The sequence below is a fragment of the Paenibacillus sp. FSL R5-0713 genome (assembly GCF_037973325.1).
Lineage (GTDB): Bacteria > Bacillota > Bacilli > Paenibacillales > Paenibacillaceae > Paenibacillus.
In genome coordinates this window covers 6,719,040-6,737,184 of record NZ_CP150229.1, presented here as the reverse complement: position 1 = coordinate 6,737,184, position 18,145 = coordinate 6,719,040, and the positions used below count along the sequence as shown (strand labels likewise).

Genomic DNA, 18,145 nt, shown 5'->3' with positions numbered 1-18,145 from the left:
CTGATCAATAGATGTGAACTGCCCAAGGGAGATGATGGTTATCCTCGGGCAGAGGGCTAACGGCTAACGAATTTGAGACGCCTTAAATGCCGGATTAGCCTATAACGCAAAATCTAACGAACTTTAGCGACGTTATTCCGGCTGAAAACGGGTGAAAACCGTTAGAAAGCCTATAAATGCTATAAATAACTTCTCTTCGATTCGTTAGATTACAAACTTGCGGGAAATGGAGCTAATAAGCCGCGTGGAGTTCGTTAGCGAGCAGAGGAGTGTAGTGCTACAAGCGGAGTGGGACCCATTTTCCAAGAGGGGTTAAAAGTATTTGTATTTCAGTCAGTTAAGTGAGGAGGTGGATGTTATGGATTGGGGACGGGCGAAAAATGTGTTGATCTATGCCTTTCTGCTGCTCAATCTGGTGCTGGGTTACCAGATCTGGATGGATGCGCGGGAGACGGCCGGAGCCAATCTGGACTTCACCTCACTGGCTGACAATACACAGCAGGCGATGGAAGAGAAGGGCATTCAGGTGCTTGCTCCGATTCCGAATGAAACGCCGAAGTTGCCGAAGTTGTCCTATGAGTTCATTGAAGAGGACAAGGCAGGTGTTGATATGGAGCTGGAACAGCCGGTAGATAGCAAGTTGATTTTCTCACAGAGTGAGCTGGAAGATGCATTACAGCGTGAGATTCCACAGATCGGCACATACCGGCTGGATCAGCTGATGGCCGAGGATGGGGCTTTTGTGCTTCACCCACTGGTGGATGGCAAATGGCCGCTCTTCAATGTGAGTCTGGAGCTGTTCTACAGCGACCAGAAAATAAAGGGTTATCGTCAGACTCCGGTGCGGATTACGACCGCCGAGGAGAGCGATCAGCAGGTGCTTCCGGCGTCGAAGGCGCTGGGAACGCTGATCGAGAACTTTTTGCCAAATGATGCGATTGTCAAAGATATTCAGCTGGGCTATTACGGCCAGTTGTTCAATTCAGATATACAGGTAGCGATGCCGGCATGGCGGTTCGTGCTGGAAAGTGGCGAAGTGTTGTACGTGCAGGGCATCAGTGGGGATGTATTTAGTCCCAAGACAGACAAACCAGGGGAGTAATGCGTTATGGGGATATATTTTACCGTGTTATCCAGCGGTTCGACAGGTAATGCCACGGTCATACAGCATGGGGGGACCTCTCTCATGATTGATGCGGGTCTTAGTGCGAAGCGATTGGATGCACTGTTTCAGGAAAGGGAGATTTCTGGGGCAGAACTGGACGGGATTCTGGTTACACATGAACATTCCGATCACATTAAAGGACTAGGCGCGATGTCTCGGAAATATAATTTACCAATCTACGCGAATCTGAATACGTGGGCGGCGCTGGAAAAGTCGGTTGGGGCGATTCCAGAGGAAAACCGGAGGATTTTTGAGACGGGTGAAAAGCATGATTTTGGGTCACTGCGCGTGGAATCCTTCGGCATCTCACATGATGCGGCCGAGCCAGTAGGGTATACGTTCGATGACGGCAGTGAGAAGCTGTCTGTTGCAACAGATCTGGGATATATGAGCGACAAGGTTCGCGATGCGATCTCTGATTCCGACGTGCTGGTGCTGGAAGCGAATCATGATGTCGAATTACTGCGTATGGGGCGTTATCCGTGGAACACCAAGCGCCGGATTCTGAGCGACATTGGGCATTTGTCGAACGAAGCAGCAGGGGCAGCGCTTAGTGAATTGATGAACGGACGCATCAAGCGCACGTATCTGGCACATCTTAGCCGGGACCATAATATGATGGACTTGGCGAAAATGTCGGTGCGCGACGCGATGGAGAGCCGTGGATGCTTTTATCGGGATCATGAGTTCAAACTCTGTGATACGTATTACGACCGGCCTACGCCATGGGATAGGGTGGGTGAGCCATAAAGCTGTCCAGTTCGGCGGCTTTGCGCTCGACTTCCTCGCGGGTTAGGATGCCTTTATCAATAAGCAGTTCGATGATGGTACTCAGTGCAAGGGTATTGCGATAGTGTTCTTCCTTGAGATCGGCCAGCTTGGCCGCCATATGAACTTCGTCCATGGCTGTGAGTGTACGCGTGCGATCCATGTATACTTCCTCCTCTATGAAGCTTCGAATTGTCTTTTACTATTATTGTAGTCAGGCTTGATGGAAAACATTCCTCTTTTTGCCGCTAACATTTCAGTGATAAGGCGTGTATGCTGAACCTGTGACCATGCAGGGGTAAAAAAGTTCTTCAAAATGGCCAAAACGGCGCTTAGCGAACCGAATTTTGTGGTGATAGATACTATGGACCTTTATTGTTAAGCGCGTTATAGCAGAAATGTGCGGTAATTTTCGTTAATATGCAACTTTTTTGGATTTGGCGTGTTTAGTATATGAGGAGCATTGTGATTTTGGCTGTTTTGCGTGTGAAATGGCATGTCATAGAATGAATGCGAGAGCATGATTGATAGAGTCACTGACAGAATGGCGTGTCCGTTCTGTTGTACATAGACGCTGTATCTTGATTTGATGCCGGGATGCGGCGATATGCAAGACCATTTTATAAAATGCAAAAAAGCATGGGAAACCGTTGGAGTCTTCACGTAACGAAGACGACAGAAGAAACCTGAAGAAACAGAGTGTTCGCCTTTAGGAACAAATTTTTACCTTGGAAGAGGGAATCAAAAAAATTTGTGAGTAACAGCGATCGGAAGGTTCGTCTGTTGGCGGAGTGGTGTATGTGAGAACTCCATCGTTGATCCATGCGAAAACTTAGGCGGCAGTCAGGGTCTTGATGCGTGACAACGAAGGGGAGAGGATCACGATGGGATTGTTTGGAGACGATTTTTATTCAACCAAAGTATCAAGACGCGCCGAACCTGAACAGAAAGGCAAACTTCTGATTATCCGCCCTGGAGGCAGGGGACGTGGACGTGACCGCTGGAGCAATCCGCGCAGATCGCGTACGGGAATCAGTTCCACAGTGAAGGTAGCTGTAATTAGCTCGGTGATCAGCTCCATCGTGACTGTCATGCTGTTTAGCTTCATCACACAGCCCGCTTCGTTACCGCTGGCGAATGCTACAGGTAATGGTGGTGGAGGCGGTGCTCAGACAGCACAGGTAGCTGATCCATACGATCGGATTATTCAGGCAGCGGCGAAGGTACGTCCTTCCGTGGTAAGCATCGTGAACCATAAAACGGGCAGTAGCCTGTCGATGGAAGATTCCGCGTTGGGATCAGGGGTCATTTTCAAGAAGGAAGATGGCAAGGCCTACATTATGACCAACCACCACGTCGTGGAAGGTGCGAGTGACCTGGAGATCGTGACTGTGGACGGGGAGACACATAAAGCGAAGCTGGTCGGTAAGGACCGTGTGAGCGACATTGCTGTATTATCCGCAGAAGATAAAGGGCTGGGTGCAGTGGCGGAGATCGGTGATTCCAGCAAACTTCAGCGCGGTCAAACCGTGCTGGCGATTGGAAACCCGCTCGGTCTGGGCGGTACGCTGACATCTGGTATTGTCAGTTACACGGATCGTATTCTGCCTGTATCGATTAATCAGGACGGCGTGTACGACTGGGAGCAAAACGTGATCCAGACGGATGCGGCAATTAATGAGGGTAATAGTGGCGGTGCACTCGTCGATCTGAACGGCAAAGTTGTAGGAATCAACACGATGAAGATCTCGGATACGGGTGTGGAAGGTCTCGGCTTCGCGATTCCGATGAACGAAGTGATGAAAACCGTAGATTCCCTGCTATTGAACGGCAAAGTATCTCGTCCATACCTGGGCGTATACACGGTCGATCTGAGCAACCCATATGCACCACTGGATGACGAGCAGCGCAAGGATCTGAAGCTGCCATCTCACGTGGATAGCGGTGTGGTTGTACTGGAGGCATCGGGTCCGGCATCTGATGCGGGCATGAAGCTGAATGATGTCATTACGGAATTTGACGGGCAAAAAATTACCTCCACGCTAGATCTACGGAAGTATCTGTACGATCAGAAGAAGATTGGGGATACGATTGAAGTGACCTTCTACCGGGATGGCAAAGCGGAGAAAGTATCGGTGAAGCTGACAGATAAACCGGAGTAAAGGAAGTTCAACGAAGCCTATACTGTTGGGCGGATTGAAATAGGGAAAGCTAGAAGAGTGATCAGATCTACTGACCACTCTTTTTTAGTTATTATGAGTGGACGTGTTCGTTCGACAGTAAATGAGTAGATCAACCATTTGTAATATGTACTCATGATCAGTTAGACCCGGAGCCAAAGTAGCAGATACATCAGACTTGGGCTGTGGTAAACTGTTGTCTATATGTTCAAACGGTCGCTGATGCAAATAACATCTGTTTGTCGATCTTATTTTTATTTCAAAATGGAAGGGGTATTTCTAATGGAACGATTGAAGAAAAAGATACTTGGGGGAACAAGCTTGATGCTGTCCCTGTTGATGTTGTCTGCCTGTGGATCTGAGGTTGCTACGACAGGAGCATCGGTGGATACAAGTGCTCTGCAAGAGAAAATTGCTGGGCTTGAGAAGAAATTGGTGGAACAGGGAGCCAAGAGCGTTGAGCAGGAGCAAAAGATCGCAGCACTTGAGACCAAGTTGAATGAGCTGAGTACAAATGTGATTGCAGTAGGTGGGGCTAGTGGTCAAACGCCTGCTGCATCCGGAAACAACGGATCGGCCGGGAAAGGGGACGGGGTGCTGATTACGTTTGCCCAGTATGAGAAGCTTGAGGTTGGTATGTCTGTGGAAGAGGTTATCGAGATCCTTGGTGGCGAAGGTGAAGCGCTGAGTGAAGCGGAGAATATGGTGGTCTACAACTATAAAGGTACTGCTGGCAATGGTGCCAATGCAGTTATTGCCTTTCAAAGTGGCAAGCTTTTGACGAAGGCGCAATCGGGATTGAAGTAACCATCAGAGCTGACGAGCAGATTATAGACAAAACAAAATGATAAGGGACATAAAGTTACCTAAATACATCAAGCGAGCCTTAGCGGGCTCGTTTTTTTGTATTCATTTTAAACGTGATGCTTGACAAAGGAAATTAGTTGTAACTATAATAGTTACATAAACGAGTTGTAATCATTATAGTTACAACAAGGATTAAAAAAGGAGTTTTTTTATATGAAAGTAGAGGTTTGGTCAGACTTTGCATGTCCTTTTTGTTTTATTGGAAAACAAAGATTCGAAACGGCCTTAGAGCAATTTTCCAATAAAGACGACGTAGAGCTTGTTTTTAAAAGTTTTGAACTTGACCCTCATGCTCCGCAAAGTGCAGATCATGATGTGCATGACATGTTGGTTGGCAAGTATGGAATGAGCCGCGAACAGGCGATTGCCATGAACGATAATATTGGATCAGAAGGAAGAGCGGCTGGAATTGATTTTCAGTTTGACTCCATTCAGCTGACGAATACGTTCGATGCCCATCGCTTAGCAAAATATGCTTCAGAGCAAGGAAAAGAAATAATATTACAAGATTTATTCCAGGGTTATTTTACAGAAGGTCGGCGCTTGGGTGATCATCAAACACTGATTGAGATGGCGGTAGATGCTGGCTTGGAAGAAGCAAGGGTCCGCCAAATCCTTAAGGGGGATGACTATGCCAGCGAAGTTCGTGCTGATGAAGCGGAAGCGCAACGAGTGGGCGCAACAGGTGTTCCATTCTTCGTCATTGACCGTAAATATGCTCTTTCGGGAGCACAGTCCAGCAAGAAATTTCTCGAAGTACTGGATGCAGCATGGAAGGAATCTCGTCCATTGACTATTTTGAATGACAACCAGATGGGTTCTGGATCAGCTGATCAATGCGTGGATGGTACATGCAGCGTGAAGTAAGTATAATTTGCATTTTGCGCGAGACCAATACTTTAGCTGGATCATAAATTCATTATTAAAAGGGGACGATGCACATGTCTAAATTATCGATTGAAGCTTTCACAGGTTCTGTTCAAGCCTTTAACGTTAACTCAGCAATCATCTACGGAGAGAATGATGCGGTTCTGGTCGATGCTCAATTCCTGCTTAGTGATGCCCATCGCCTGACTGCAAGACTGCTGGAGCTGGGTAAAAATCTAACTCACATCTATATCACGCATTTCCACCCAGATCATTATTTCGGTCTTGAAGTCATTAAGTCGACTTATCCGCAAGCCAAAGTAGTTGCTCTTCCAGAGACGGTTGAGGATATCAAAAATACGTTTGCCAAAAAAATCGATCAATGGAAACCAACGGTTGGCAATAACGTCCCAGACGAACCGGTAATTCCAGAAGCATTGAATCAGGATGTCATTGAACTGGAAGGTCATGAACTGAGAATCAAAGGTCGTCTGCAGGGAGACACACCCAATAACAGTTACGTATGGATTCCATCCATTAAAGCTCTCATTACTGGCGACATTGTATATAACGAAACGTTTGTGTGGACGTTGGAAACGAATGCTGAATCCCGTCAGGCATGGCATCGTACACTGGATGAGTTGGAAGCATTGCAACCTGAGATCGTTATTGCAGGGCATCAGGCTTACCATACAGAGAATACACCGGGGGCGATCGCCAATACACGGCGTTACCTGATTGCTTATGATGAAGTATTGAGTGTATCACCAACAACAGATCAAATTATAGCCAATATGAAATCACGGTTCCCCGGACTGGATACGCTTGAGATTGGATTAATTCTTGCCGCTAAGGCTGTCGGGGTGAACCATGCCGAGTAATCTGGAGATCATTCAAAGCACATACCAAGGTGATTCGAAGGAAAACGGTGTGAAGTATCAGACCTATTTAGCGGAACAAGCGGAGTGGACAGAAGCAGCAGGTTTTCCTTATGCGGGAACATACATCGGATATGATGATATTTCTCAGAATGTGTTCTACCGTTTGGGCACGGAATGGGATGGCTATAAGGCGGAAGTCAGCGAGTTCTATGAAGATGGCGATACGATTATTGCAGTGGGTGTGTATTCTGGAACGTATCGAAAAACAGGAAAATATTTTGAAGCAGACTTCGTGCATATCTGGAAGCTTCAAGATCAAAAAATTATCAAGTTCAAACAGTATGTAGATAGTTACCTGGTGCAAAGCGCAATTGAATCCAAATAACAACCCAGTTAAATTCCGATTGTTAGCACATATGCATATGATCGTAGACATTAGAGAGGAAGATTTATACGATGTTTAACAAAAAATCAACAACTGGAGCAATTTTGCTCCTGAGTCTCATGTTAGTTTTGAGTGCTTGTGGTGCGAGCGCAACGAATAATGCCGGAACAGCAGATAATACGGCATCGAATGCCGCAGAAACAACGAATACAGCAACGGAAAACACAAAAACTCCGGAAGCGGCAGAGCTTAAAGTTACAACATTCAACCCCGGTAAAAAAAGCATCTTCGGTGTATCTTCCAACCTAATTGAAGGCCCAACTGAAGTAGCTCTCGTGGATGCGCAGTTCCAGAAGAATGATGCAGAAGAAGTGGTCAAACTGATCCAAGCTACAGGCAAAAAATTGACAACCGTATTTATCAGTCATCAAGATCCGGACTATTATTTCGGTCTGTCCGTGATTCGTGAGGCATATCCTGATGTGAAAATTGTAGCTACACCGGCTACGGTTGAAGGAATCAAATCGACGATTCAAGTAAAAAATGATTACTGGAACCCGATCTTGAAGGAAAATGCCCCAACTGCACAAGTTGTGCCTGATGCATTTGATGGCGATCAATTCACTGTAGATGGTGAGGCTGTACAGATTATTGGATTGGATGGACCAGATCCATCACATACTGTTCTGTGGGTTCCATCCATCAAAACAGTTCTGGGCGGGGTTCCTGTATACGAGAACCAACATGTCTGGATGGCCGATAACCAAACCCCTGAGAGCCGCGATAACTGGCGTGAGCTGCTGGACAAAATTACGGCCTTGAACCCAGAGCATGTTATTCCGGGTCACTATGTAGGTACAAGTGCGGGTGATATTTCGAGCGTGAACTTTACCCGCGATTATATCGCCAAGTTTGAAGCGGAAGCAGAGAAAGCTAAGGATTCTGCAGCGTTGATCGCTGCAATGGAAGAAGCATACCCTGACTTTACGAATACAGGTGATCTGGAGACAGGCGCAAAAGTAATTAAAGGCGATATCTCCTGGCCGTAAGTCTTAAGATAGGCTTGCGGAAGAATATATAAGAGCTTATAATATCGCGTATATGAAGAGAAAACATCCTTATCCTGCTGTGCAGGAGGGATGTTTTTTGCGTTCATTCGACATGCAGGGGTTTCTTTTCGGCGGCAGGTGTGATAGAACTGAGAAGTGGCTATCCTGTAATGGGATACGCGGTTGTGAATCGGGAACATAGCTGGTTACAGAAAGGATGCTTAACGGATGTACGTTGTATGCAAAGAACACGTGGACATTGCCATCGACATGTTTGTCGATGAGTATGAGGACGCTCCAGATATCGTTGATCTGAAGGAGACGGAATTTGCCGATTGGGACCCGCCTGCGAAGTGCGCTGAGTGCGAACAGCACGCGGAATTCCTCGTCGTTTAGCGTACTGTAGGACTTAGACGGCTGGAGGCGTGACTTAAGGTGGCGCTTCAGGCTGACTTTCCATCCGGTATGAACATCACAGCAAGAAGCCAAGGAGAGCGTGATGAGCGCTCTTTTTGTGTTTGTGCGGGAATTGGTGGGGGTGTTGGTAGGCAGCTTGGAGTTGGGCGAGGGTTGTAAGGGATGCCGGTGGAGTAGCGCCGCTAACGAACCTGACGGACCTTATTCGTGGTAAATACCGCTTGGTTGAAATCTAACGAATCGTAGACACGTTATATTGATGAAATGGCCTTGAAAGTGTTGGGGAGTGCTCGTTTGGTGCTAAATAGCGTGTTTTGGATTCGTTAGATTTTAAAGGAGCTAAAATGAGGCTAATTAAGGTGTGTGGAGTTCGTTAGAATTTGGAGAAATGTGTAGGATAGGTATAATACCGTTGGAACGAACGATGCGATGATGCATCTTACTTATAGAATATTGCGCAAGCAAGATAATTTAGGAGGAATGGATTTTATGTTTATTCAGATTATTGGCGTAGGCAAATTGAAGGAAAAATATCTGACGCTGGGCATTCAGGAATATGCCAAGCGGCTCGCCCCGTACATCAAGTTTCAGATGATCGAGGTCGCAGACGAAAAGGCGCCCGATACCCTGAGCGAAGCTGAGGTTCGGGCGGTAAAAGAGCGCGAGGGCGAACGCATCCTCGCGCATGTGAAGAGCGAAGCGCATGTTGTCGCGCTCGCATTGGATGGCCAGCTCTGGAGTTCCGAGGAGCTGGCATTGGAGATCGACAAGCTCGGCACGTATGGGACGAGCCATGTCGTGTTTGTCATCGGAGGAAGCCATGGGCTCTCCGATGAGGTGTTGCGCCGCGCGAAGCAGCGTTTGAGCTTCGGGCGCATGACCCTGCCGCATCAGCTTATGCGGCTGGTGTTGGTGGAGCAGATTTATCGCGCAGTGAAGATAAATCGGGGGGAACCGTACCACAAATAGGGTGAAAAGGGGGTGAGCTACCCACGACTGGCGGAAAAGACGAATTAAACGGGCTGCTGCATTTCTTGGAGGTACAGATAAAGGGAAAGACCGGTTCAGTCCCTTGTCGTTTTTGAATATACAGCATGAACAGTGCCCAGAGAAACGAACAAGTTAACGAGGCTTTACTAGAGGCTAGGGTCGCTTTTTGTTCTTTCCGCAAGCTTCGTAATCGATTCAATGTCTTGATCGGTTAATTGATCCAGAAAATACTTGCGTATTGCCATTGAGACGATGGGCAGGGCCTCATCCAAAGCTGCTTTTCCGGCAGAAGTAATGATGACCTGGACACCACGATCTGCGTCTAATGGCCCCCTTTTAACAAGGCCACGTTTTTCCATCCGCGTCAAATGATGGGATAATCTGCTCTTATCCCAGTTCATCGAGTCGGCTAGTTCCTGTTGACGAAGCTTGCCATCTCCGAATTGAATTAACCGATCTAGTACTCCAAAGTCTCCTTCTGATAGTCCTGTATGTTCAGAAAGCTCCTTAACAACGCGACCGAAGATTCTTTTAAAGGAGCCTTTCCACATATTCCATATTTGCATTTCATCTTCGTTTACTTTGTTGATATCCATGCGAGTATAATATCATAGTTGACACGTCAACCACAAGGTGTTAGCCTATACTCAAGTTGATATGTCAACCTATGAGAAAACTCTCGAGTACCGAGTTGATGTATTAACCTGTATTGAACAGTAAATCCCCACTAAAGGAGTTGTTTCTTATGCAGGATAAACCCGTGGCCTTGGTCACCGGAGCCAATAAAGGAATCGGTCTTCAAATTGCCAAAGATCTCACGGCTCGCGGCTTCACGGTGCTCATCGGCTCCCGCAATTTCGAGAAAGGGGAGACAGCCGCGAAGAGTGTTGGAGCGGATGCCCATGCCCTCCAACTCGACGTTACAAATCAGTATTCTATCTCCGCCGCGGCAGAGCGCATCAGAAGTGAACTCGGTCGTCTCGATGTGCTCGTGAATAATGCGGGCATATCGCACCATGGTCCGACGGGCAGGCCTCTTGAGGAGGTTGGGAAGTCGGGACGCCCAAGCGTTGCATCTCTAGAAGAGGTGCGAGCCGTGTTCGAGACGAACGTGTTCGGCGTCATCGCCGTCACGCAAGCGATGCTGCCGCTCCTTCGTGAAGCGCCGACAGCGCGTATCGTCAACGTATCAAGTGGTTCGGGCTCACTGACGTTGAACGCGAATCCGACTAATTCACAACGCGAGATGTTCGGAGCCGTTTACAGCCCTTCCAAGACGGCTCTCAATGCAATTACGCTCGCCTTTGCCATTGAACTCGAGTCGACAGGCATTAAGGTCAATGCAGTATGCCCAGGCTTCACCGCGACGGATCTCAACAACTTTGAGGGCACGGGCACCGTCGAGCAAGCCGCGCGACATCCCGTGCGCCTTGCACTCCTCAACGAGGACGGTCCGACGGGCACATTCTCAAACGAAAGACGCCAACTCCCGTGGTGACGTAGTCTCGAGTAGCACGGGCTCACCGAATTATGTGTATACAACCTGAAGGCGTGTATGCCTTCCCAATATCCTTAAGGAGTGTGCAACCAAATGGAATATGTAAAACTTGGACGCAGCGGGTTAGAGGTTTCAAAGTTAAGTCTTGGAACCATGAGTTTCGGAGTACCTGAACGCGGCAATACACCATGGTCTCTGGATGAGGAGCAAAGCAGACCGATAATTAAGAAGGCACTTGAATCGGGCATCAACTTTTTTAGTACCGCCAACATGTATTCCGACGGAACAAGCGAAGAAATTCTCGGGCGTGCTCTAAAGGACTTTGCTCATCGTGACGAAGTCGTCATAGCAACAAAGGTATTTGTTCCGATGCGCAAAGGTCCGAATGCTTTGGGACTTTCTCGTAAAGCTATCATGACCGAAATTGATAACAGTCTAAGACGACTCGGAACAGACTATGTCGATTTGTACCAGATTCATCGGTGGGATCCTAATACGCCAATTGAGGAGACCATGGAGGCTCTTCACGATTTAGTTAAGGCGGGCAAGGTCAGATACATCGGAGCATCCTCCATGTTGGCATGGCAGTTTGCGAAAGCTCAGCATGTCGCAGAGCGCAACGGCTGGACGCGGTTCGTTTCCATGGAGAATAGATTAAACCTGCTCTATCGGGAAGAAGAACGAGAAATGCTCCCCCTTTGCAGAGATGAGGGAGTTGGCGTCACTCCTTACCTGCCTTTGGCTGCAGGCCGGTTAACTCGGGATTGGAATGAGCAGACCGCACGATCAGAGAAGGACCAGGTAGCAAAGGCATTGTTTAATAAAACGGAAGAGGCTGATCGCAAAGTCGCGGAAAGAGTGGTAGAAATCGCAGCTAACCGGGGAGTTTCGCGTGCACAAATTGCACTTGCATGGTTGCTACAAAAGGAAGAAGTCACAGCGCCGATTATGGGTTCAACCAAAATCAGCCATCTGGAAGATGCGGTTTTGGCGTTGTCGGTTAAATTGACTTCTGAAGAAATTACCCGTTTAGAAGAACTGTATATTCCACATCCATTCGTATAAATTTGACGCAAGTAAGGTGTGCATCTGCTAATCATGCAAAGCCTAATTCTTTTCGTGGAAACAATTGAAAAAAAACGGCCGCTGTTCGCATCGTTTGCGACAGGGCCGTTTTTCGTTGTTCGTACGCTAGCTAGCTTCGAATTGCTATTCTTGCCAAACGCTTATAGGGTCCCATGGCTTGATCTGATTGCCATATTTTTCGGTCAAAAAAGCTTTCATGTCTTCCAGCTTAGCAGGCACCTCGTTCCAAATTGGAAGGGGTGGTAACCCTCGTTTGCTTTTCAATAGGATATCCACTGTAACATACAAGCGTTCTGGCTGAATCCAATGAAGGAAGCGGAAAATATCAATTTGCTTGGTCAGGGACAAGGAATCAATTTCGTCATTGTAATGCTTATTGAACTCGCTGATCAGGTTCAGAAGGTAGTCCCTCTGCTCCTTCACGAAGTCTAGGCCGCATATGGCGCCATGTCCAGGAATGACGATTTCGGGTTTAATTTCATCAATAATGCGGTCAAGCACTTTAACCCAATTGAGGGTTCCCTCCTCGCTGTACGCCGTACAACCGTTAAACACGACATCGCCGGCGAACAGTACTTTTTCTTTTGGCATCCACAGCAGCAAGTCACTGTCGGAGTGGGCCGGAGCTACGTTGTAAATCATGACTTCCGTATCGTCTAGACGGATGCTGATATCGTCCTTTATCTCAATATTCGGGTGTACCCATTCTACGCCTTCCAGATTGAATCCTTCAAATTCCGCTGCAAAAAACCGCTCGCCCGAAGTCGATTCCACAGAATCCTTTCCTCTTCTGATGACGTTGTCCATCCAGGTGATATTTTCGGTGAGACGCTCTCTGGATGCCTCCTTGTGCATAATAATGCAAGCATCTTCAAACACTTTGTTTCCCCAGGCATGGTCGCTGTTATAGTGCGAGTTCACCACATATGCGGGAGAGCCGCCGTTGCTTACTTCCTTAAAAGCCTCCCGCATTTCCCGCGCATGGAACAAATCGAAAAACGTGTCATACACCAGCCCTTCACCCTTGTTGATGAACCCGGCATTGGCCCAACTGATGCCGCGATACGGCGAAATACCGGCAAAGACGCCTTCTGCGACTTCAAAAAATTTAACGCGAGGTTTTTGGATAATACGTCCATACTTCATGAAAATTCTCCTTTACGTATATGTTTTTGGGATAAGGCATACTGACTATGTCTGTAGTATAGAGAATGAAAAACATAAATGCAAGCGAGTACTTGCATGCATTTACTTTGTGATTTATGATTGTAACAGAACAACATCACACTACATGGATGGAGGCACTGCAACATGAAGCTAGTAACCTTTCAAACCAAGACATCCCAGGTACCATTGTTTGGGCTTGTAATTAACGAGCACTTTGTCGTGTCATTTGCTGCAATCATGAAAAAGCAGGGAACATTCTCTGACAGTCTTGAAAGTATGGACAGCTATCTTCATTATTTGCCTGCAAGTTATGCTGCCGCTAAGGAATTGATGCAATATGCTGTCGAAGAGTCGAATCAATTCAATGAAAATGAAATCTGTCCGATCGCAGCGGTAAAACTGCTGCCGCCGGTTTCGAATCCGGCTGCGCTTATCGATTTCGGGCTGACGCCAAGACATCTAAGAAATGCTGGCGTAAATCTGCTGCAAAGAGAATATACAGGGCCGGAAAGAGAAGAGCTTAAACAAAAAATCGCCGAAAAATTCCAGCAAGGTCCGAATAAAGTGAATTTCAGTTATTACAAGTGTAACCATAATGCTTTAATTGGCGATGGCGATACCATTCATTGGCCATCATACTCTTCATACCTGGATATCGAGCCGGAACTGGCCTTTGTGACAGGGAAGGGGAATTGCATCGCAGGTTATGTTATTTTTAACGACAGTACTGTCCGTGATGTGCAGTGGCCGGATTTCCAGGCGTTGACCGGACCGACGCGCTGCAAAGATTTTGATCGCAGCAAAGGAATAGGGCCATTTCTGGTTACGCCGGATGAAATCGACAACCCGCTGGCACTAGATGTGGATGTACGCATCGGAGAGAGACTGCACTGGAAGGGAAGCACTTCCGAGTATTCTGCACACCCTGGGAAAGTGATGGAGGAGGTTCTCAAAGTTTTCACGCCGCTCCCGGGCACGATTATAGGTATGGGGACGATACCAGATTGCTGCGCAATCGAGACCGAACAATGGTTGTTGCCCTCTGACCGAATCCAGATTACATTCGATAAATTAGGAACGCTCACGCAATTAGTGCCTAAATATGTCAAGATTACGGAACCAAGCCGCTGGAAAAAAAGAAGCGATTTCCCTTAAATAAACGACTTTGAAAGACGAACCCCGACCCTGCTGCATATGCAAAACTTGTAGTAGAATAGGTTTAACATATGCAAAAGGAGAAATACAATGAATACTTCAGACAGAATCATTGAAGCCGCGACACGGCTCATCAAAAAGAAGGGCTATCGGGGAGTAAGCACCAAAGCCATTGCAACGGAAGCTAAAGTCAATGAATCTACGATTTTTCGGCAATTTGGAAGCAAGCAAGGCATATTGGAAGCCATCGTTGAAAGACATGCAGATATCCCGCAATTTGAGAAGCTGTTAAAAGAGGACGCGACCGATAATCCGGAAGTCGATCTACTGAATGTAAGCCAGCAGTACCGTTTGTTTTTCCATAAAAATGCGGACATCATTTTGATTGGCATCCGTGACAAAGGAATGCTTCCCGAATTGGACAGAGTGCTGGCCGATCCGCCAGTGAAGCTGCACTCCTTGCTGGTTGAATATTTTGAACGCCTGCAAAAGAAAAAAGTTATAGCTAGACAGGATGAGCGTCTTACCGCTATGTCTTTTCTCTCGATGTGTTACGGATTTCAGATGAGCGAGCTGATTCACCAGCACTATCAGTTCCAACTCGTCACCGAGGAAGAGTTCTACAAGCACAGTGTCTCATTGTTTGTTAAAGGAATTTTGTCTCAGTCATAAGCTTTGTTGATTTATTTAAATATGCCTAAGACTGCTTTCCGCCTCCGCCTACTTCCATTAGTTTGTTCCATCCTCGTTGGTTGCGCTCTGTCGTCATGTTACAGCCTCCTAGTAAGATTCAAGTGAAACGAATGACCACTGCACTTCGCTCCAACCTATAAATCCACTACCATAGAAGGTTGTGGATTTTTGCGTATTAAAGTCTTTTGGCTATTGTTAAAAGCTATGACCAGTCATGCATTTTTCATATAACAAGCATTCCCTTCGACCATGCTATACTCATTAGAATAAAAAGTTAGAAGGAGTAATAACTATGATACCATTTCGTAATGATCATGTAGGTAGCTTTCTACGTCCTGCAAGCTTAAGTCAGGCACGTGAACAATATAAATCAGGCAACATCACATATGAAGAATTAAGAGCTGTGGAAGATCAAGAGATTATTCGAATCATTGAAAAGCAGAAGGAAAATGGCGTATTGGCCGTTACGGATGGCGAATTCCGTAGAAGCTGGTGGCATTTCGATTTTCTGGGTGGCTTGGATGGCGTAGAGTTGTATGAGCAAATAGACGGACCAAAATTCCATAACATGCAGACTCGCAAGGGCGGGATTCGTGTTGTTGGTAAAGTAGATTTTTCGAGTCATCCTTTTGTTAAGGATTTTGAATTTTTGAAAAAGCATGCAGGTGACGCTGTCGCGAAACAGACCATTCCAAGTCCCAACATGCTTCTATATCGATTGGAGAATGGCGCCAATATCTATACGGACCGGGAGCAATTCCTTCAGGATACGATTGCGGCGTATCAAAAAGCCATTCAAGCTTTCTATGATGCGGGATGTCGATACCTGCAATTAGATGATACCGCTTGGGCAGATCTATTCTCAGAAGCTGGTCACGATAAGCTGCGTGCCAAAGGTCTGGAACCGGCGGAAGAGTTGAAAACGATGCAGCGAATGATTAACGAGACTTTGGCTCATAAACCGGCAGATTTAGTTGTGACGATGCATATTTGTCGCGGTAACTATAAATCAAATTATTTCTCAACGGGTGGTTACGAGTACGCTTCTGAAGTTATCTTTGGAGGCTTAAACGTAGATGGATTATTCTTAGAATTTGATGATGAACGCTCGGGTGGTTTTGAACCATTACAATATGTGAATCGAAAAGATTTGAAAATCGTACTAGGTTTACTCACATCGAAAACAGGCGAGTTGGAGGATAAAGAACAAATTAAAGCTCGGATTGCAGAGGCGGCAACCTATGTACCCCTTGAGCAACTATGTTTGAGCCCACAATGTGGTTTCTCATCTACAGAAGAAGGCAACATTCTAACGGAAGAACAACAATGGCGTAAACTTCGTTATGTGAAGGAAATTGCAGAAGAAGTTTGGAATTAATCCATCTAAATAACGGAGGGGATACAAAATGACGACACAAGCAGACCAAGAGAAAATTATAGTTGAAGCGTTCATTAATGGTCAAAATGTAAAATCCCTTTCGCAGTTAGCAAAAGAGAATCCGACAAACCCATCCGAGATTGTAGGCTATTTCCCTGTCACTACGAGAGAACAAGCGGTTGAAGCGATTGAAGCGGCAGCAGGGGCTTTTAAAACATGGAAGCAGACCTCCGTTGATGAACGCATTATGATGATGCGCAAGGCGATCGAGAAGATTAGAGCAGCTGAGAATGAAATTGTGCATTTGCTGTCTAGAGAGCATGGCAAGCCCCTGTATGATGCACATGGTGAGATATATGTTTCGTTAATGTGGATGGAGTTTGCTTGTAATGAAGTTACATCGGCTCTACAGGAAGAGATCCAAACGCATGAGAATGGTAAAACGATTCTTTCCTACGATCCAATTGGTGTGGTAGCAGCGATTAGTCCATGGAACTATCCCATTGCTTTATCTACGATTAAGATCGCTCCTGCCTTACTTGCGGGCAACACGATTGTGCTTAAACCAAGCCCATTTGCGCCGCTGGCGGCTGCGAAGGTGGCAGAGATTATTGCGAGTGAGTTCCCGGCTGGTGTAATCAATGTCGTTCATGGTGATGCGGATGTGGGCGTTGAACTGACTACCAATCCTCATGTCACAAAGATCGCCTTCACAGGTGGAACCGCAACCGCTAAGCATATTATCAGAGCAGCTTCGGAAACGATTAAGGATATGACACTTGAGCTTGGTGGTAATGATGCGGCGATCTTCTTGGCAAGTTTTGATGTTCATGATGAACGAGCCATGCGCCGGATTGTCATTTCTAATTTCTTAACAACAGGACAGATCTGTATGATCGCCAAACGTGTGTATGTACACCGTTCGATATATGATGAATTTGTGGAAAAATATATAGAGGCGGCGAATCGTTGGATTCGCATTGGCGATCCTTTTGATTCAAATACAACGGTAGGTCCGGTGAATAACCTGAAGCAGAAGAATGTCGTGCTTGGTTTGGTAGAAGATGCGCAAAAGCGCGGCGCTACGGTCATTCCTCTCGGCCAAATTTTGGATCAGAAGCTGTTTGACCAAGGTTACTACCTACAGCCTACGCTTGTTTTGGGTTGCGATGTTCATGATCCGATTGTCGTGGAAGAACAGTTTGGTCCTACGGTTCCGATTCTGCCATTTGACGATGAAGAGCAGGTTATTCAACTGCACAATGAGAGCATATATGGATTGACGAGTTCGGTGTGGGGCAAAGAAGAAGATGCCATCTCTGTCGCACGTCAACTCGAAGCTGGAACGACCATGATCAATACCGCTGCTGTGCAGGGTCTGGATGTTCGATTCCCTTTCGGTGGCTTCAAGCAATCGGGTATTGGCCGTGAATACGGCACGGAAGGTATCCGCACGTATACAGAAAAGCATGTCATCAACGTTCCGAAGACACTGGATCTTCCTTATATCCCAGAATAAATCGTATAGAAGTTGTTCAAAAAGGCTCTAACTTTGCGCTTTGTTTACTGATTTTAAGAATCAGTAGACGGGGCGGTTTT

General features: G+C 46.6%; 19 protein-coding genes. 16 read left to right on the top strand and 3 right to left on the bottom strand.

Going from position 1 to position 18,145, the window contains the following annotated elements; genetic code table 11:
- Nucleotides 1–358 precede the first annotated feature (358 nt).
- Nucleotides 359–1,102 (top strand): two-component system regulatory protein YycI, encoded by a 744-nt coding sequence (gene yycI, locus MKZ12_RS29860; protein ID WP_253442245.1) that lies wholly within the window; start codon nt 359–361, stop codon nt 1,100–1,102.
- A 6-nt stretch (nt 1,103–1,108) separates the two neighbouring features.
- Nucleotides 1,109–1,915, top strand: a complete 807-nt coding sequence (locus MKZ12_RS29855; RefSeq protein ID WP_339258117.1) for an MBL fold metallo-hydrolase — start codon at nt 1,109–1,111, stop codon at nt 1,913–1,915.
- Here the strand turns inward: MKZ12_RS29855 and MKZ12_RS29850 are convergent.
- Entirely contained in the window at nt 1,884–2,096 is a 213-nt protein-coding gene (locus MKZ12_RS29850; protein ID WP_036611899.1) for a hypothetical protein, read from the bottom strand. The genes MKZ12_RS29855 and MKZ12_RS29850 overlap by 32 nt on opposite strands.
- Before the next feature lie 721 nt (nt 2,097–2,817).
- On the opposite strand from MKZ12_RS29850, the gene MKZ12_RS29845 reads away from it, so the two are divergent.
- The 8 genes from MKZ12_RS29845 (at nt 2,818) to rlmH (ending at nt 9,548) form a co-directional block, all read left to right on the top strand.
- On the top strand, nt 2,818–4,095 hold the full coding sequence (locus MKZ12_RS29845) for a trypsin-like peptidase domain-containing protein (RefSeq protein ID WP_339258116.1): 1,278 nt from the start codon (nt 2,818–2,820) through the stop codon (nt 4,093–4,095).
- Nucleotides 4,096–4,395: 300 nt separating this feature from the next.
- Complete coding sequence (locus MKZ12_RS29840; protein ID WP_339238867.1) at nt 4,396–4,920, top strand: hypothetical protein; 525 nt, start codon at nt 4,396–4,398, stop codon at nt 4,918–4,920.
- A gap of 213 nt (nt 4,921–5,133) precedes the next feature.
- Complete coding sequence (locus MKZ12_RS29835; RefSeq protein ID WP_339258114.1) at nt 5,134–5,847, top strand: DsbA family oxidoreductase; 714 nt, start codon at nt 5,134–5,136, stop codon at nt 5,845–5,847.
- A gap of 74 nt (nt 5,848–5,921) precedes the next feature.
- On the top strand, nt 5,922–6,728 hold the full coding sequence (locus tag MKZ12_RS29830) for an MBL fold metallo-hydrolase (RefSeq protein WP_339258112.1): 807 nt from the start codon (nt 5,922–5,924) through the stop codon (nt 6,726–6,728).
- Nucleotides 6,718–7,113, top strand: coding sequence for a nuclear transport factor 2 family protein (locus tag MKZ12_RS29825; protein WP_339258110.1), 396 nt, complete (start codon nt 6,718–6,720; stop codon nt 7,111–7,113). The genes MKZ12_RS29830 and MKZ12_RS29825 overlap by 11 nt, the downstream gene beginning before the upstream one ends.
- Nucleotides 7,114–7,184: 71 nt before the next feature.
- Nucleotides 7,185–8,162, top strand: coding sequence for an MBL fold metallo-hydrolase (locus MKZ12_RS29820; RefSeq protein WP_339258109.1), 978 nt, complete (start codon nt 7,185–7,187; stop codon nt 8,160–8,162).
- A 228-nt stretch (nt 8,163–8,390) separates the two neighbouring features.
- On the top strand, nt 8,391–8,558 hold the full coding sequence (locus tag MKZ12_RS29815; protein WP_017691462.1) for a CxxH/CxxC protein: 168 nt from the start codon (nt 8,391–8,393) through the stop codon (nt 8,556–8,558).
- Between the two features lie 510 nt (nt 8,559–9,068).
- Complete coding sequence (rlmH, locus tag MKZ12_RS29810) at nt 9,069–9,548, top strand: 23S rRNA (pseudouridine(1915)-N(3))-methyltransferase RlmH (RefSeq protein WP_017691463.1); 480 nt, start codon at nt 9,069–9,071, stop codon at nt 9,546–9,548.
- A gap of 167 nt (nt 9,549–9,715) precedes the next feature.
- Here rlmH and MKZ12_RS29805 read toward each other — a convergent pair whose 3' ends face one another.
- Nucleotides 9,716–10,165 (bottom strand): MarR family transcriptional regulator, encoded by a 450-nt coding sequence (locus MKZ12_RS29805; protein WP_301246303.1) that lies wholly within the window; start codon nt 10,163–10,165, stop codon nt 9,716–9,718.
- Between the two features lie 149 nt (nt 10,166–10,314).
- Between MKZ12_RS29805 and MKZ12_RS29800 the strand changes: the two genes are divergently transcribed.
- Together MKZ12_RS29800 and MKZ12_RS29795 are read left to right on the top strand one after the other, a co-directional pair.
- Nucleotides 10,315–11,067, top strand: coding sequence for an SDR family oxidoreductase (locus tag MKZ12_RS29800; protein ID WP_339258108.1), 753 nt, complete (start codon nt 10,315–10,317; stop codon nt 11,065–11,067).
- A 93-nt stretch (nt 11,068–11,160) separates the two neighbouring features.
- A complete protein-coding gene (locus MKZ12_RS29795; RefSeq protein ID WP_339258106.1) occupies nt 11,161–12,132 on the top strand; it encodes an aldo/keto reductase in 972 nt (323 codons plus the stop codon).
- A 144-nt stretch (nt 12,133–12,276) separates the two neighbouring features.
- On the opposite strand, the gene MKZ12_RS29790 is transcribed toward MKZ12_RS29795, so the two are convergent.
- Nucleotides 12,277–13,299 carry an MBL fold metallo-hydrolase gene (locus MKZ12_RS29790; RefSeq protein WP_339258105.1) on the bottom strand — a complete coding sequence of 341 codons (1,023 nt, stop codon included), beginning with the start codon at nt 13,297–13,299 and terminating at the stop codon, nt 12,277–12,279.
- 165 nt (nt 13,300–13,464) lie between these two features.
- Between MKZ12_RS29790 and MKZ12_RS29785 the strand changes: the two genes are divergently transcribed.
- The 4 genes from MKZ12_RS29785 (at nt 13,465) to MKZ12_RS29770 (ending at nt 18,065) form a co-directional block, all read left to right on the top strand.
- Nucleotides 13,465–14,475, top strand: a complete 1,011-nt coding sequence (locus tag MKZ12_RS29785) for a fumarylacetoacetate hydrolase family protein (RefSeq protein WP_339258104.1) — start codon at nt 13,465–13,467, stop codon at nt 14,473–14,475.
- 90 nt (nt 14,476–14,565) lie between these two features.
- Entirely contained in the window at nt 14,566–15,147 is a 582-nt protein-coding gene (locus MKZ12_RS29780) for a TetR/AcrR family transcriptional regulator (RefSeq protein ID WP_339258102.1), read from the top strand.
- 313 nt (nt 15,148–15,460) lie between these two features.
- Nucleotides 15,461–16,546, top strand: coding sequence for a 5-methyltetrahydropteroyltriglutamate--homocysteine S-methyltransferase (locus MKZ12_RS29775; RefSeq protein WP_339258100.1), 1,086 nt, complete (start codon nt 15,461–15,463; stop codon nt 16,544–16,546).
- Between the two features lie 28 nt (nt 16,547–16,574).
- Nucleotides 16,575–18,065, top strand: coding sequence for an aldehyde dehydrogenase family protein (locus MKZ12_RS29770; RefSeq protein ID WP_339258098.1), 1,491 nt, complete (start codon nt 16,575–16,577; stop codon nt 18,063–18,065).
- The last annotated feature ends 80 nt before the right edge of the window (nt 18,066–18,145 follow it).

Excerpts from the sequence above, each read along its gene's own strand:
- MKZ12_RS29790 (WP_339258105.1), bottom strand. The coding sequence starts at position 13,299 with ATGAAGTATGGACGTATTATCCAAAAACCTCGCGTTAAATTTTTTGAA.
- MKZ12_RS29850 (WP_036611899.1), bottom strand. The coding sequence starts at position 2,096 with ATGGATCGCACGCGTACACTCACAGCCATGGACGAAGTTCATATGGCG.
- MKZ12_RS29775 (WP_339258100.1), top strand. The coding sequence starts at position 15,461 with ATGATACCATTTCGTAATGATCATGTAGGTAGCTTTCTACGTCCTGCA.
- yycI (WP_253442245.1), top strand. The coding sequence starts at position 359 with ATGGATTGGGGACGGGCGAAAAATGTGTTGATCTATGCCTTTCTGCTG.
- MKZ12_RS29805 (WP_301246303.1), bottom strand. The coding sequence starts at position 10,165 with ATGGATATCAACAAAGTAAACGAAGATGAAATGCAAATATGGAATATG.
- MKZ12_RS29835 (WP_339258114.1), top strand. The coding sequence starts at position 5,134 with ATGAAAGTAGAGGTTTGGTCAGACTTTGCATGTCCTTTTTGTTTTATT.
- MKZ12_RS29840 (WP_339238867.1), top strand. The coding sequence starts at position 4,396 with ATGGAACGATTGAAGAAAAAGATACTTGGGGGAACAAGCTTGATGCTG.
- MKZ12_RS29785 (WP_339258104.1), top strand. The coding sequence starts at position 13,465 with ATGAAGCTAGTAACCTTTCAAACCAAGACATCCCAGGTACCATTGTTT.
- MKZ12_RS29825 (WP_339258110.1), top strand. The coding sequence starts at position 6,718 with ATGCCGAGTAATCTGGAGATCATTCAAAGCACATACCAAGGTGATTCG.
- MKZ12_RS29820 (WP_339258109.1), top strand. The coding sequence starts at position 7,185 with ATGTTTAACAAAAAATCAACAACTGGAGCAATTTTGCTCCTGAGTCTC.
- MKZ12_RS29800 (WP_339258108.1), top strand. The coding sequence starts at position 10,315 with ATGCAGGATAAACCCGTGGCCTTGGTCACCGGAGCCAATAAAGGAATC.
- MKZ12_RS29795 (WP_339258106.1), top strand. The coding sequence starts at position 11,161 with ATGGAATATGTAAAACTTGGACGCAGCGGGTTAGAGGTTTCAAAGTTA.
- MKZ12_RS29770 (WP_339258098.1), top strand. The coding sequence starts at position 16,575 with ATGACGACACAAGCAGACCAAGAGAAAATTATAGTTGAAGCGTTCATT.
- MKZ12_RS29845 (WP_339258116.1), top strand. The coding sequence starts at position 2,818 with ATGGGATTGTTTGGAGACGATTTTTATTCAACCAAAGTATCAAGACGC.
- MKZ12_RS29815 (WP_017691462.1), top strand. The coding sequence starts at position 8,391 with ATGTACGTTGTATGCAAAGAACACGTGGACATTGCCATCGACATGTTT.
- rlmH (WP_017691463.1), top strand. The coding sequence starts at position 9,069 with ATGTTTATTCAGATTATTGGCGTAGGCAAATTGAAGGAAAAATATCTG.
- MKZ12_RS29780 (WP_339258102.1), top strand. The coding sequence starts at position 14,566 with ATGAATACTTCAGACAGAATCATTGAAGCCGCGACACGGCTCATCAAA.
- MKZ12_RS29830 (WP_339258112.1), top strand. The coding sequence starts at position 5,922 with ATGTCTAAATTATCGATTGAAGCTTTCACAGGTTCTGTTCAAGCCTTT.
- MKZ12_RS29855 (WP_339258117.1), top strand. The coding sequence starts at position 1,109 with ATGGGGATATATTTTACCGTGTTATCCAGCGGTTCGACAGGTAATGCC.